The sequence below is a fragment of the Rickettsia parkeri genome (assembly GCF_051427245.1).
GTDB lineage: Bacteria > Pseudomonadota > Alphaproteobacteria > Rickettsiales > Rickettsiaceae > Rickettsia > Rickettsia rickettsii.
This window is the reverse complement of the sequence record NZ_CP195774.1, coordinates 1195202-1209161: the sequence shown is the minus strand read 5'-3', so window position 1 is coordinate 1209161 and position 13960 is coordinate 1195202. Positions and strand designations below refer to the sequence as shown.

Genomic DNA, 13960 nt, shown 5'->3' with positions numbered 1-13960 from the left:
CGAAAAGTTAGAACCACGCAACAATGCCCTGCTTTCGCGGGCATGACATTTAGTAGAATATCCCTTTTTGATAAATTAATCAATTTTAAGTAAAATATAATAAAAAGTTAATAATTATTAGCCTTTATCTTGACCTCCTCATAATTTCTATTATAATGCAATGTTGATTATTATAATCAGAAATGAGGAACAATTATGGCCATAACATTAATTTTTAATAAGTTACAAAATTTAATCCCAAATAATACCTCTCCAAAGTCAGCCTCCTATCTTGCTAACGATGAATTTGAGTTTATAACTTCTCCTACTAAGCAAGAAGAAAATACTGATTTTTTAGCAGCGTTAGATAATTCAATTAAGCAGTATGACGAAAAAAGTGCAAGATGTAATAAAAAAATAGTAGAAGCTCAAGCTAAATATCCTTTTTTAAATTCTAAAATAATCTTCCAAGAAGCAGTAAAAGGTCAGCCAGATACTCTAGGCATCTCTCAAATCAGATTTACAGATCTTTTAAATAAGCTTGATGGTAGTGAAAAAGTAACTAACACACCTAAAAGTAAAGGTTTTTTCAGTACATTTAGTTCATCATTAAAAACAGTTTATGATTTCGGAGTAAAGAGTTTTAATTTTATAAAAAATACATCTAGTATTCTTTCTTCTAAAGTTGCTGAAACTTTTAATTTTGTGAGTAATAAAGTTTTTTCTTATTTAAATAATAACGCTGAAGAAACATTTAATCTCTTAGATCAACTAGAAACTCTTCCTGATAATGAGTTAGTAGAAGCAATTTTAAACACGTCTGAAAATGCATTAGATGAAGTTTTTGAAAAGATAACATATAAAAAATTGGTAGAATTAATGAATAATATTTCCGATGAACAAGCACAAAAATTAGTTCATTATATTTTGCCGGAGCATTTTGAAAAATTAATGCAATTTATTCCAGTAGATAAATTAAATACATATATGGATACTACCCTTTCTTTAGAAAAGCTTACCGAGCAGGAACTAAAAAAATTATCAGATGAGGATATTTCTGATGAACAGCTTGAAAATATAATTATTTTAGCAGGAGAAGAAAAGCTTGCAGAAAATTTTGATATTATTCCAAATAAAAATTTAGTAAGAATCATGAGTCATATTTCAAATGATAAGCTAGCACCAATAATTTCGCACGCCTCAGATGAAAGTCTAGTAAGAATCATTGATATTATTGCCTCGGATAATCATGATTTATCGAAATCATTAGTTGGGCAAATAATAGCCTTAATACACGACAAGAAGTGTGTAAAGCAAGAATCAGGTGCAGTATCTGATACTGATTCCGGATTCTTTGATTATGAAGATGAAATAAAAGTATCAGACAATCAAGTAGAACACTCTAATAGTGATTTTACTATGGAATTATCTTATAATTTTGGAGTCTTTAATTATGAAGATGATGTAGTATACTTATAATAAAGCTCTTATGTCATTTCGTTGATTATAGAAATCCAGTAAATGGGATTCCTACTTTTCACTAGGAATGGCATAATTGATTGCGATTTTAGCATCAGGAGGGCGTATGTATAGTGGCTCGATAGAGCTATTTAATTTTACATCGCTCGACAATCTACTAGCAATATATCTACAGGTAACCCAAGCTTTAACTCGTGCAAAACGTGGCAAGGTTATTATATTCGGCAAATGCATAATTTGGTGATATATAAATTCAAGTCCGCTACCGCAACAAACTATATTCCCTTTCTCATTTGTAAGCAGTTGTATAGCATACTCGAAATCTATCAATAACGGCTCTTCTATTTGTCCTGATTTATGAAAAACTTGCATATAAAGCTGTGAGCGATAAGCGTTTAAAAAGACATATATTTTATCATAATCTGTAACTTGAGTTATGGCTCTAAAATAAGCATATTCAAAATTGCTAACCGCTACTGCTTTAATATTCTCCTTGGAAAATAATATACCTTTAGCACTAGCAAGTCCTATTCTAATGCCGGTAAAGCTACCGGTCCGTTAGTTACCGCTAAATAATCTAAATCATCATATGAACATTTAGCTGATTTCATCACGTCTTCTATCATCGGCATTAGATTTTCTGCTTGCATAGAAGGACGTAATTCTTCTATACATGCAAGGATATTCTCATTTTCGGATATTGCTACCGATGCAGTATTATTGGCTGTGTCAAATGCTAGTATTTTCATAGATTATTATTTGAATAAGTCACTATGTGTACCGGTATGTATATAGATAGTGTACCGGGAAATTTTTGAAAAGCCCTTATGTCATTCCTGCGAAAGCAAAAATGACATGGAATAAAATAGTAGAGGTTTGCAGAATCATATTAAATTAAGCTTTTTATACATTTCTTTATACGCAGAATATGTATTAATATTTAAACCTTTTGCTGATTCTTCTAATATTTTTATTGATTCTGCATTTAATGCTTTTTCCTGTGCTATTTTATGATATATCGCTTCTCTTACAAAATTCATAATAGTATCATTTTTATGTGCAGTGTGAACTTTAAGAAAATGATGTAATTCGTTTGGTATATCTATGCTTAGTCTAGTCATATTACATACTTATTTAAGTAATTACTTAAGTAAGTATATCATAAAATAAGAAAAATAAAAGTAAAAATATAGTCTCTAAAAATTATTTAAAGTATATTCAATAAAAGTTTGGCGTGCTTCAACCTGTCTATTATTATGAAATAAATATCTATTAAAAAAATAGTTTGTTAGAGCTAAAGCTTGCCGTTTTTCTTCTAATGTAATCTCACTATTATCTGAAAGTAAAAATCTTGGTAACATCAATAATTTATCTTTATAAGGTTTTCCTACTTCATATGATAATGCTCTAGCTGATTTAGGTGATACATAGATTAAATCAGTTGTAACATGGCTCACGCCGCACTTGGTAAGATCAAGCTTATAACCCGTCTCGGCAAGTAAAGCTAGCTCAAAATTGATATAATCACGAAAACAAAAATTCTTTGATAAATTATCTAAATAGTTAATTAGAAATGAAAAAAATTTAGAATGTTCTTCTCTTTCATGAAATAACTCTTTGATTAAAGATATAACGGAATTAAAGGCATATAATTTAGCTTTATTTGTGATAAAATAACCGGTGTAAGATTTAATGAGTTCACATTTAGCCATGCCAATATGTTCATGTAATCTTGCCTGCCAAAGAAAATCTATAATATTCCCTTCTTGATATATAAATTTACTTTTTTTAGAAAATTCTTTTACAACCCCCGAATATAAACCATGATTTTTAGTAAAAACCGTAATAATAAATGTATTTTCTTTCAAAGGTTTTTTAGCAATTATTACTCCTATATCTTTGATATTCATGGTTTTTTATTAAATTTTCGTCATTGCAAGGAAAATTACGGAGTAATTGACGAAGCAATCCAGTTAAAAATGCTAATTTTTAGCATTTTTTTAATTATTTTCTGGATTGCCGTGCTCCTTTCAGTCGCTCGCAATGACGGTTTGATATCCGTACAACAACCCCCTAGCTTCCTCAGAATTTCCTGTATATGATATATTCTTATACCCTAGTTTGATTGCAGTAAATAAAGCGGCGTGATCCTCTCCTACCTTTACGGTAAGATCTAAAACTTTTTCCGGAAATTCTTTACTTAGAGTTTTAAACATGTAATCAATTGCTAGCATACCGTAATATTTTACGCTAGAGGCATGATTTGTTAATATCAGCTGTTCTTCTACACTAGATAAAAAATTACGTGCTTCTTCCAAATTTCTTATTTCATAAACTATACTCATTTAATTATCTCTTTTAGGTCCTTTAAATGTGAGACGGAAGATATGAAGTCATACGTTAAATTTTCAAATTTAGAGCAGATAATCTTATTAAATCCAAGTTTTATGGCTTCTTTTATTCTTGTTTCTGCTTTTGCGGTTTTTCTTATTTCACCCGATAAGCTTATTTCGCCGAAAAAGACGCTATGTTCGGGTACAGGGTTGCCGGTTGCAGCAGATATTAAGCTCGCTGTTACTGCTAAATCAGAAGCAGGATCGGCAATTTTAAGTCCCCCCGCAATGCTTAAATATACCTCATAATTAGCAAGATTCAGTCCTATCCTACTACTAAGCACGGCAAGTATCATTGATAACCTATTAGCATCCCAGCCCACCGCAGAGCGTCTAGGAGTTACCATATTTGAGGGTACTATAAGGGCTTGTACTTCCATAAGTAACGGTCTTGAACCTTCGATTCCTGCAAAAATAGACGTACCTATAACGTTCTGTTCTCGCTGCATTAAAAATAGTTCAGACGGGTTTGTTACTTCAATAAGCCCGCTGCCGCTCATCTCAAATACTCCTATTTCACCCACACCGCCAAAACGATTTTTATATGAGCGTAAAATACGGAAATGATTATTATGATCTCCCTCAAAATATAGCACGGTATCAACTAAATGTTCAAGTATCTTAGGACCTGCTAGTTGTCCGTCTTTAGTGACGTGACAGCTTAATAAAATAATTATATTGTTTTGCTTAGCATAATTAACAAGCTCATTTGCACATGTACGAATTTGCGAAACAGTGCCTGGAGGCGATGATAATTCTTTTGTGGTAATTGTTTGAATAGAATCAATCACTATTAAATCAATATTATTTTTATTAGCTTCTGTACTCGCAATAATATCTTCCAAATTAGTAGCTGCTAAAATATCGGTATTATAGTTAGTTAGGTTTAGCCTTATGGCCCTTAATTTTATTTGGTCTAACGATTCTTCGCCTGTTATATATAAGCAATTAATCTTTGATGCAAAGTTACTTGCTGCTAGCTGTAGTAACAAAGTAGATTTGCCTATACCAGGGTCTCCTCCTATTAATATAGCAGAACCAAGCACTAAACCGCCGCCTAGTACTCTATTGAATTCACCTATAGGGGTAGGGATGCGTAACTGCTCGGTTACATGCCCTGAAAGCTTATCGAAATCTTGCTTACTACCGACTTTAACAATTGCTTGATTTGTACTTATTATCTCTTCGACAATACTACCCCATACACCGCAATCAAAGCACTGCCCTGACCATTTAGGACTAATATTTCCACAGTTAGAACATATGTAATGTTTTTTGGTCATGTTTGTTTTTTAATGTCTTGTTACGCGGTTCTATGTCATTCCCACGAAAGCGGGAATCCAGAAAAAATAACCTTAATACAGGTACAAAATTACATACTATTAATAAAATAAAAATATAAAAACAAGTTTTTATATTTTATATGTGTTACTGGATTCCCGCCTTCGCGGGAATGACGGTAAAGCTCAAAACCAACAGCTTACTCTTACCATATAGTTTTTCACGTATAATTTCAATATTTTCATCTAAAATATAATCATCTGTTTTAGCCATCTCAATAACTATAATAGCACCGTCTTTGAGCCAATTATTTTTTATCAGCAGTTTCATTACTTTAGGTACTATATTTTTATGATAAGGGGGGTCTATAAAGACAAGATCAAATGATTTATTAGACATCTTCCCAAACTTCGCTTCTAGAGGTAATTTAGACGTCGATCCGGTATGCGCATCCTCACGTACTAGTGTGTACGCTGCGGTGTTGTGTTCCGTGTCTCCTTTAGATCCCTCTCTATAAGCTGGTTTAAAAAGATGTCTAGTAGCTTTCGGTAGATTTAAAGCATTAATATTAACGAAATTAACATTATTTTCAATGTTTAGAGATTTAGCAAACCCTTCTGCTATTTTTAATGAGGATGTATCAATATCAATTAAGGTAGCAAAACCTGCTCCTCTTGATAGGCTCTCAAAAGCAAGGCTACCGCTACCGGCAAATAAATCGAGAATGTGAGTATTTTCGTTAAATAATTTATTACCGGTAAACTCACCGGAGGTTAATATACTAAATATTGCCTCTTTGAGCTTACCGGTGGAAGGTCGATATTTGATATTTTTAGCGGTAGGTATAATTTGGTTTCTATATTTACCGGATATTATTTTTAACACTTATTTAGTTATATACTTCTTTTATTGAGCATGATTTTTTTTCGTCTTTTATTTTTGTAGCAAATCCTTTGCCTTTAGTGTTAGGCTTAAATTTTGCTGCGAATGTATTAGATTTTGCTTGTTGTTTTTCTACAGTTTTATCTTTCTTTTCTTTGATTTCTACTTTTGGCGTTGCTTGGTTTAAATTATTTTGTGCTTGTTTTAAAAGATCTTGTTCTTTAGCTTTATCAATATTATTATTTACATTATTTAAATTTTCTTCCCTTTCTTTAGATTTTTCTGTCTCAGCTTTTTGTCTTGCTTGTTGTGTTGCTGTTACTAATTCATCAATATTTTTAGGAGGCGGTGAGATATATTTATCTATACGACTAGTTAAGTTTTCAAATGACTTCTGAAGATTGCGTAAAGGTTTTTGAGTGAGTTTATAAGTTCCGGTAGCGACTAGTCCTCCGGCCAAAATACCTGCTCCTAGAATGACAGCTTTAGTAGTAAGGGCCGTGCCGGTGACCAATAACACAGGCATTGCTACGAAAGGTGCAGCTGCTAATGCAAGACCGGCTACTACGGCAAGTCCTACTAAAAATTTTTTGCTTGCTAAAAAATTTGTTACGCGGCTAATTCCTGATGTAGTACTTTTAGCAAGTTTTGTACAAAGCTGTCCTACTCCGGTTTTCAGCAACCAACCGCTTTTCTCTCTTGCATGAATTTTATCTTGTAATTTAGCATGTTCGTTAACATTGACAGATGTTTTTTTACCGTCTTTATCTTGATGATCTAAATTCCCTTTAGCCTCACCTTTAGTATCATGCATCTTTATAGCATCGTTGATTTTTGCTTTATCAAAATCTGCTCCTTCTTTATTAATTCCAGCTAGATTTGCTGCTTTTAGATTCGCTTGTTTTAGATTTGCTTCTTTAAGTATAGCCTCGGCTGCTTCCACTGCTTGCATATCGGCATTTTCCAACACTGCTTTAGTGAAATTGGCTTTAGTAAGATCGGCACGCTGCATAATTGCATTTTTAAAGTTAGCTTCCTTAGCATTAATATTTTTAGCAATAGCATACGAAATATTTAATCCCTCGGCTTCTGCTTTTTCTAAAGTAGCATTACTTAACTTAGCAAATTGTGCAGTTGCATTAGTAAGCGTAGCGTTTGTAAGATCGGCATATTCAAGATTTGCTTTATCAAGCTGTGCTTTTGTTAAATCAGCGTTCTTAAGTTTAACACGCTGCATTATAGCTTCTCTTAAGTCAGCTTCTTTTAAAGATAGTATATTTTCAAATTCAGCATCGCTAAAATAGGCATTTCTTGCAGTTATGCCTTGCATGTTACATTGCTCTTTAAATTTTGCTTCTAATGCATGTGTTTTATTCATAAAAACATTTTCAAGATTAGTAGAAACGATATTTGCTTGATCTAGAAGTGCATTATTTAAAACTACCCCCTGCATTTGAACTCTTTGCATATCTGCATAGGCAAGCGATATACCGGTAAGATTAGAATTTGTCCATTCTGAATCTTTAATAATTAACTTTTCGGCATCGGCATTAACCATCATAACCGCATTAAATTTGCTATTTGTTACCTCTACTTCAGATAAATCTACTTTAGGCATGTAAGCTCTCGACATATCACTATTTTCAATTTTGCTCTTTTTAAGATCAGCAAAAAGAAATCCTGCGTTACGAGCCGTAACATTTTGAAAAACGGCATTTTGTAAATTAGCTCCTTCAAAATTAGTAAAATCTAAATTACAATTTGAGATTTTGACATTCTCTAAGTTGGCTGAAGCAAATAATGTATTCTTCAGGTTAAGATTAGTAAGAGTTTTACCTGATAAATTAATCGCTGAAAGATCAGGAACTATATTTAAATCTTCTGAAAGATTTTTTTGCTTTCTAACAAATTCGGTAAGAGATAATTTTGTATTGGATTGTTTTGCTGCTTCAGCTAAATATAGATCAAATTCGACAGAAGTTAATTTTATATATTCTTTCGGTATATCTCGTTCTGTGGCGGTCGAACCTATAATATATGATGGGTCTAGTGTTATTGGTATTTCTTCGTCTTTTAACTGCTCAAAAATACCATCTAAACCCTTACCGCAGAACATTCTAAGATTATCTAAAGCATATACTTCAGTTTCTAATTTGTTTACTTCATGCTGTAACTTGTTGATTTTTTCTAGTTCGTTTGGTCGGTTTCTAGCAATAGTTTCTGCACTATTCCAAAAAGCATTTAAAAGATTGGTAGCAATCCCAGGATTATCTAAATTTTGCTTTAGAGTTTCTAACTCTTCTTGCTTAGTCTTTAGTTCTTTTGATTTGATGTCCCATAAAGTTTGTTCGTCTTCTCCAGCCAAAATATATTTCTTTGTCTTCGTAGCTTCATCTATAACTATTTCTTTGATATGTTCTTTTTCTAAATCTTTATCTATATATTGATTTAATCTTTCAAGATCTGAAAAAGATAGTTTTATATCTCGTATTTTATCTTTGAGATTGGGGATTTTATAGTTATCATAATCTTTATAATTAAAATCTGTATAATGAAGATTTGCTCCTCTAAAGTCGGTACCGATAAATGTACAATCATTAAATTTTACATTTGTTAAATCTGAATCACATAATATGGTATTTGTTAAGTCACAATTATTAAATACGGCATCTGTTAGTATTGTACCTTGGAAATTAGCATTGGCTAAATCTGCGTTAATTTCCATATTTTCTAAACTAGTAATGATAATGTTATCATTATCTTCAGCGAAATATTTATTTTTGATAAAATCATTTAGCGAGACACTAGGGTTATCTTTTATATAACCAAGGTAATCGTTTAGGTCTGTTTCTGCACATTTATATATATTAAGATTTGTCATATGTATTCTATATGATTAGTTAAAATATATTAATAATAACACATTACTAATTATTTTCCAGTATTTTATTATTTATTTCTTTATAATCTCCGGGTTTTAGATTATCTATTGTAAAACTACCATATTGAATCCTAATTAATTTGTTAACTTTTAGTCCACAATACTCGAATATTCTTCTAATTTCACGATTTTTTCCTTCAAATAAAACTACTTCAAACCAACAATTAGTTTTATTTTGCTTAAGTAATTTTATCGAATGAGGGTTATAAAATATCCCGTCAATTTCTAAATTTTTATAATTGCTTTTTAGTAGAATATCAGACTTCCCATACGCCCTAACATGATATACTCGCTTTAACCTACTTGAGGGGAGCTCAAACTGACGAGCTAAATCACCGCTATTAGTTAGTAATAATAAACCTTCGCTATTTAAATCCAGCCTACCTATTGAAATAACACGAGGTAAACCGGTTAGCTGTTCAAACACCGTTTTACGAAATAAAGGATCTTTATGAGTGGTAATTAAACCAACAGGTTTGTAATAAATCCAAAGCCTTGGTTTGTGTATATTATTGATTAATGTGCCTGATACTTCAATTTGATTACTAATATCAACATTTGTAGTTGGTGATAAAATTGTAATGCCGTCTACTTTTACCTGTCCTTCAACTATCAGCTTTTCAGCATCACGCCTAGAACAAACTCCTGCATTACTAATTATTTTAGCTAATCTATGCATTTTTAAATATAGTAATTTTTAATAGACCTCTTCCCAAGCGTCGTTTCTAGAGATAATTTATACGTCGATTCGGTACTCGCATCTTCACGTATTTCTATATATGCTGTGGTGCTGTGTCCCGTGTCTCCGTTAAATTCCTCTCTATAAGTTGGTTTGGGAAGAGGTCTAATAAGAATATATAAAAATACCCTTAAAAAGCAATATTAATAATTTTACATAAATTATTAATATAATTATACTATACCGCTACATATGTTTTAACAAAATTATACGAATGTTAATTTTACTTATCAAAACTTTTTATTCTTTAAAATTCTTATCGTCTTTTTTTAGCTGATTTTCTTTTTAACAAAAATTAAGTCCTTTGCTTTAATCTAAACTTCATTAAATTATGCAAAAACTTATTGGTTCAATCCTGTTAATTTCAGGTACTTGTATAGGTAGCGGTATGATAGCACTACCCATGGTATTAGCAAAATTAGGTTATAATACCTAGTATAATATTGATGTTTGTAATTTGGTTTATAATGTATTATACTTCTTTAATTAACCTAGAGCTTAATCTTCAAGCGGGTAAAGGCTTAACACTGGGCATTGGGAAAATATTTTTCAGGACATACTGCTCAAATCATCGGTACTGTAAGCCTTAAGCTCCTTTCATATGCTTTACTTGCAGTATTTATATACGGAGGCTCTTCAATATTACAGAAGTTATTAGCTTTAAATACAAGTATAACTTATATAGGAGCATGGTGTATTATTACCTCTAAAAGAAATATCTATATGGGGTATAGTCACTCCGGTAGTTTTTACTTCATTTAGTTTCCAAGTAATCTTCCATACCTTAACTAATTATTGTAACAAAAATGCTAAAGACGGCATTTTTATTTGGAAGCTTAATTCCTGCAATAGTATATATAATTTGGACTTGTAGTATTCTTATTGTAGTACATCATAATAATCCAACATTTTATCAACAAATGATTACCAGTAATGTAGAAGTCGGAGATTTAAGGAATTAAGTAATATAGCAAAATGGCCGTTCGTACAATTATTAGTTTGGATAATTTCAACTCTTGCTATCGTTACATCAATACTCGGAGTAGGGCTATGTGATTCCCTTAAAACTATGTTTATGAATCCGATACCGAATGTAGTAATGCGTAATTATGACCGCTTCTATCGTTACTATATTACCAGTTTATATTGTAGCAGTAGTACCTAATGCTTTTATTATAATTTTAGGATTTGCTGGTATGATTCTCGTAATTATTGCAATTTTATTACCGGTTTATCTGTTATATAAAGTAAAGATAAATAATTTATTATCTTGAATTACAAAAACAATATCTAATTATTATATGTGTAATTGTTGAAATGCTTATAATGGGCTATGAACTTGTTAATATAGTAACTAAATAATAAGGTTATTTATTATTAAATATACTAGTAATATTGAAAAATAGGAATTTTGTAAATATAAATATTATGATAATAGGAAATAATATAGAAACAATCAAACATGTAAGAAATAATGGGCAAATATCCGTGGGGAAGAAATATGCAGGAAAACAGATACAAGTTTTAACATCAAGTGACGGTACTATAATAATAAAGCCCGGTAAGTTCATTCCTTATAGTGAGATGTGGCTTTATAGGAACAATAATAATGAGGTGTTTGATAAAGCAATAGGATAGACAGAAAAAAATAAAAGATAAACATCATCATTGCGAGGAAGGTACGAAGTAACTGACGAAGCAATCTCAGGAAAAATTCCTGAGATTGCCACGCTCACTAACGTTCGCTCGCAATGACGATTTGGTATCCACGCAATAATGACGTAAAACAATTCTGATTTAATTAGAGTTAAAAGTTCTTGTCTCCAAATTACCAAATTTAGAAAATTGACTATCATAATAAAGCGAAACATTTCCAACTGGTCCGTTACGATGTTTTGCAACAATTATATCGGCAATATTATAGACTTTGTTGAGTTTATCTAACCATGCGGCATGTTTAGCATCGCCTGCTGCCGGTTCTTTTCTAGTTAAATAATATTCTTCACGATAAATAAACATTACTATATCAGCATCCTGTTCTATAGTTCCCGATTCTCGAAGATCGGATAGCATAGGTTTTTTGTCCTCACGTAGTTCTACCGCTCTTGAAAGCTGAGATAACGCAATAACCGGAATATTTAACTCTTTTGCTATTGCTTTTAAACCTTGGGTTATTTCTGAAATCTCGCTAACTCTATTTTCGGATTTACTTACTCCTCTAATTAATTGTAAATAATCAATAAATAATATACCGAGATTATGCTTGCGTTTCATTCTTCTAGCTCTTGTTCTTATAGCGGAAATAGATAGAGCAGGGGTATCATCGATAAAAAATTGTAATTCCGATAAAGTATTTGCTTCCTTGCGAAGACGGTTATATTTTTCTTCACCTAGAATCCCCGTACGAAGAGAAGTAGAATCAATTTCTGCACACATTGAAAGTAGACGTGTGGTTAGCTGTTCTGAGGACATTTCTAAAGAGAAAAAACCTACTGACTGAATTTCTTGATTATCTCTAATATTTTTAAGACGCATATTATTACAGGCATTAAGTGCAAGATTTATAGCAAATGCCGTTTTACCCATAGACGGACGTCCTGCAAGAATTATAAGATCGGAATTATGAAAGCCGCATAATTTATTATCTAGATCAATCAAACCGGTAGATATACCGATTATATGATCATTATTTTTCATAGCCCTATTAATACTAGCTAGTGATTCTGAAATAGATATACCGATTTTGGTAAAACTTTTTTCATTCAAGCCTTCGCTAGCTAAATCGTAAAGTTTAGCTTCGGCATGTTCAATCTGTTCCTTTGCTTCAACTTCTAATGAAGAATTATAGGCATTATTTACTACTTCTTCACCGATATTTATTAAATTACGCTTTATTGCTAAATCATATATTATTTTACCATAATCAAGCGGATTTATTACCATCATTGACATAGTTATCAATTTTGCTAAATACTCCGCTCCTTCTACTTCTTGAAATAGTTCATCTTGAGTTAACATACTACGTAAAGTAATAGGTGTAGCTGTTAGTCCTTTTTCAGTAATTTTCTCAATTGCCTTATAGATTTTTTGATGAATAGGTTCAAAAAAATGTTCATCACGTAAAAATTCTGATACGTAATTTAGTAATTCGTTATTGGTTAAAATCGCCCCAAGTAGCATTTGCTCTGCTTGAACATTTGAAGGTAAAACCCTTGGTATAGGTAAATTATCTTCGTTATCAGCTAATATATTTGTTTCGTTATTTATTTTATTACGTGCCATTGTTGTTTGTTAAATTATTATATGGTTTGAAAAAAGAAGCCCTTTATGTCATTCCCACGAGGTATTGTTGCGTGGATACCGAGTCGTCATTGCAAGCAGCCGTAGGCTGCGTGGTGATAAAAAAATTCTGTAAATCAGAATTTTTACTGGATTGCTTCGTCAATTACTTATGTAATTTCCTCGCAATGACGTTAAAACCGATCCACACAACAAAGCCCAAAACAGAACATTTTACATTATTCATTCTTTGCTTCATTTCTACGTTGAGCGATTAATTTATCTACTAAACTTTCTTCCGGTGAAAAATATTTATTAATGATATTACAGGCTTTTTTAAATGCAAGTTTTAATAGTAAAGTTGATACTTTATTGCTCATAACTATCCCAGCGTTTAATTAAATTAGTTTCGATATCGAAAAAATCTAAAACTCTAGTAATAGAATGATTCACTATATCATCTATACTTACAGGGTTATTATAAAAAGCCGGCACGGGCGGCGATATAATGCCGCCGTAACTCGCTACTTTTAACATATTTTCTAAATGTCCGATATGCAAAGGAGTTTCACGGGTCATTAAAATAAGTTTCCTTCTGTCTTTAAGTACAACACCTGCCGCTCTACTAATTAAATTATCTTCCATTGAGTGAGCAAGACTTGCTAAGGTCTTCATACTACAAGGGGCTATTATCATGCCTGAAGTTTTAAAAGAGCCGCTTGAAATAGTAGCACCTAAATCTTTATCGTCATAATAATAATTAGCCAGTAGTTTAACTGTATCTATAGAATATTTAGTTTCGAGCTTTATAGTAAGAGCTGCTCCTTCTGAAATAACCAAATGAGTTTCGATATTTTGTTGCTTTAGTACTTCAAGCAAACGAATACCGTATATTGCTCCTGAAGCTCCAGAAATTGCTATAACAATTTTTGTTTCTTTATTCATCTAGGTTTCTATAATTTATCAGTTTAGTATATAATAAAAAAA

At 31.6% G+C, this 13960-nt stretch carries 14 protein-coding genes and 2 pseudogenes; 5 read left to right on the top strand and 11 right to left on the bottom strand.

Annotated features, from left to right (window positions below; translation table 11 throughout):
- The first annotated feature begins 195 nt into the window (after window positions 1-195).
- Window positions 196-1458 carry an SrfC family effector protein gene (srfC, locus tag ACSFFC_RS06895; protein WP_014410829.1) on the top strand — a complete coding sequence of 421 codons (1263 nt, stop codon included), beginning with the start codon at window positions 196-198 and terminating at the stop codon, window positions 1456-1458.
- Between the two features lie 51 nt (window positions 1459-1509).
- On the opposite strand, the pseudogene tsaB reads toward srfC, so the two are convergent.
- The 8 genes and pseudogenes from tsaB to ACSFFC_RS06855 form a co-directional block, all read right to left on the bottom strand.
- Window positions 1510-2207, bottom strand: a pseudogene (gene tsaB / locus ACSFFC_RS06890) (tRNA (adenosine(37)-N6)-threonylcarbamoyltransferase complex dimerization subunit type 1 TsaB).
- Window positions 2208-2342: 135 nt separating this feature from the next.
- A complete protein-coding gene (locus tag ACSFFC_RS06885; protein WP_014410828.1) occupies window positions 2343-2579 on the bottom strand; it encodes a hypothetical protein in 237 nt (78 codons plus the stop codon).
- Between the two features lie 75 nt (window positions 2580-2654).
- A complete protein-coding gene (recO, locus tag ACSFFC_RS06880) occupies window positions 2655-3368 on the bottom strand; it encodes a DNA repair protein RecO (protein ID WP_004998176.1) in 714 nt (237 codons plus the stop codon).
- 120 nt (window positions 3369-3488) lie between these two features.
- Entirely contained in the window at window positions 3489-3803 is a 315-nt protein-coding gene (locus tag ACSFFC_RS06875) for a hypothetical protein (protein WP_014410827.1), read from the bottom strand.
- Entirely contained in the window at window positions 3800-5134 is a 1335-nt protein-coding gene (gene radA / locus ACSFFC_RS06870) for a DNA repair protein RadA (RefSeq protein WP_014410826.1), read from the bottom strand. Before radA ends, ACSFFC_RS06875 begins: the two co-directional genes overlap by 4 nt.
- A 145-nt stretch (window positions 5135-5279) precedes the next feature.
- On the bottom strand, window positions 5280-6017 hold the full coding sequence (locus ACSFFC_RS06865) for an RsmD family RNA methyltransferase (RefSeq protein WP_014410825.1): 738 nt from the start codon (window positions 6015-6017) through the stop codon (window positions 5280-5282).
- A gap of 4 nt (window positions 6018-6021) precedes the next feature.
- The gene (gene srfD, locus ACSFFC_RS06860) at window positions 6022-8895 is read right to left on the bottom strand and encodes an effector protein SrfD (protein ID WP_014410824.1); all 2874 of its coding nucleotides are present in this window, start codon (window positions 8893-8895) and stop codon (window positions 6022-6024) included.
- A 46-nt stretch (window positions 8896-8941) separates the two neighbouring features.
- Complete coding sequence (locus tag ACSFFC_RS06855; RefSeq protein ID WP_014410823.1) at window positions 8942-9634, bottom strand: pseudouridine synthase; 693 nt, start codon at window positions 9632-9634, stop codon at window positions 8942-8944.
- Window positions 9635-10025: 391 nt separating this feature from the next.
- Here ACSFFC_RS06855 and ACSFFC_RS06850 point away from each other — a divergent pair, with 391 nt between their 5' ends.
- The 4 genes and pseudogenes from ACSFFC_RS06850 (at window position 10026) to ACSFFC_RS06835 (ending at window position 11332) form a co-directional block, all read left to right on the top strand.
- Window positions 10026-10130, top strand: coding sequence for an aromatic amino acid transport family protein (locus ACSFFC_RS06850; RefSeq protein ID WP_012150982.1), 105 nt, complete (start codon window positions 10026-10028; stop codon window positions 10128-10130).
- Window positions 10131-10228: 98 nt separating this feature from the next.
- Window positions 10229-10456, top strand: coding sequence for an amino acid permease (locus ACSFFC_RS06845; RefSeq protein ID WP_014410822.1), 228 nt, complete (start codon window positions 10229-10231; stop codon window positions 10454-10456).
- A gap of 307 nt (window positions 10457-10763) precedes the next feature.
- Window positions 10764-10968, top strand: a pseudogene (locus tag ACSFFC_RS06840) (aromatic amino acid transport family protein).
- A 154-nt stretch (window positions 10969-11122) separates the two neighbouring features.
- On the top strand, window positions 11123-11332 hold the full coding sequence (locus ACSFFC_RS06835; protein WP_014410820.1) for a hypothetical protein: 210 nt from the start codon (window positions 11123-11125) through the stop codon (window positions 11330-11332).
- Between the two features lie 159 nt (window positions 11333-11491).
- Here the strand turns inward: ACSFFC_RS06835 and ACSFFC_RS06830 are convergent, their stop codons facing one another.
- The 3 genes from ACSFFC_RS06830 to ACSFFC_RS06820 all read right to left on the bottom strand — a co-directional run bounded on the left by ACSFFC_RS06830 (window position 11492) and on the right by ACSFFC_RS06820 (window position 13918).
- Window positions 11492-12976 carry a replicative DNA helicase gene (locus tag ACSFFC_RS06830; RefSeq protein WP_014410819.1) on the bottom strand — a complete coding sequence of 495 codons (1485 nt, stop codon included), beginning with the start codon at window positions 12974-12976 and terminating at the stop codon, window positions 11492-11494.
- A gap of 236 nt (window positions 12977-13212) precedes the next feature.
- On the bottom strand, window positions 13213-13353 hold the full coding sequence (locus ACSFFC_RS06825) for a hypothetical protein (RefSeq protein ID WP_014410817.1): 141 nt from the start codon (window positions 13351-13353) through the stop codon (window positions 13213-13215).
- The gene (locus ACSFFC_RS06820) at window positions 13343-13918 is read right to left on the bottom strand and encodes a UbiX family flavin prenyltransferase (protein WP_014410816.1); all 576 of its coding nucleotides are present in this window, start codon (window positions 13916-13918) and stop codon (window positions 13343-13345) included. The genes ACSFFC_RS06825 and ACSFFC_RS06820 overlap by 11 nt, the downstream gene beginning before the upstream one ends.
- Window positions 13919-13960: the final 42 nt, after the last annotated feature.

Bases quoted from the DNA above. Each gene is read 5' to 3' on its own strand.
- ACSFFC_RS06885 (WP_014410828.1), bottom strand. From the start codon at position 2,579: ATGACTAGACTAAGCATAGATATACCAAACGAATTACATCATTTTCTT.
- recO (WP_004998176.1), bottom strand. From the start codon at position 3,368: ATGAATATCAAAGATATAGGAGTAATAATTGCTAAAAAACCTTTGAAA.
- srfD (WP_014410824.1), bottom strand. From the start codon at position 8,895: ATGACAAATCTTAATATATATAAATGTGCAGAAACAGACCTAAACGAT.
- ACSFFC_RS06830 (WP_014410819.1), bottom strand. From the start codon at position 12,976: ATGGCACGTAATAAAATAAATAACGAAACAAATATATTAGCTGATAAC.
- radA (WP_014410826.1), bottom strand. From the start codon at position 5,134: ATGACCAAAAAACATTACATATGTTCTAACTGTGGAAATATTAGTCCT.
- ACSFFC_RS06825 (WP_014410817.1), bottom strand. From the start codon at position 13,353: ATGAGCAATAAAGTATCAACTTTACTATTAAAACTTGCATTTAAAAAA.
- ACSFFC_RS06875 (WP_014410827.1), bottom strand. From the start codon at position 3,803: ATGAGTATAGTTTATGAAATAAGAAATTTGGAAGAAGCACGTAATTTT.
- ACSFFC_RS06835 (WP_014410820.1), top strand. From the start codon at position 11,123: ATGATAATAGGAAATAATATAGAAACAATCAAACATGTAAGAAATAAT.
- srfC (WP_014410829.1), top strand. From the start codon at position 196: ATGGCCATAACATTAATTTTTAATAAGTTACAAAATTTAATCCCAAAT.
- ACSFFC_RS06850 (WP_012150982.1), top strand. From the start codon at position 10,026: ATGCAAAAACTTATTGGTTCAATCCTGTTAATTTCAGGTACTTGTATA.
- ACSFFC_RS06855 (WP_014410823.1), bottom strand. From the start codon at position 9,634: ATGCATAGATTAGCTAAAATAATTAGTAATGCAGGAGTTTGTTCTAGG.
- ACSFFC_RS06820 (WP_014410816.1), bottom strand. From the start codon at position 13,918: ATGAATAAAGAAACAAAAATTGTTATAGCAATTTCTGGAGCTTCAGGA.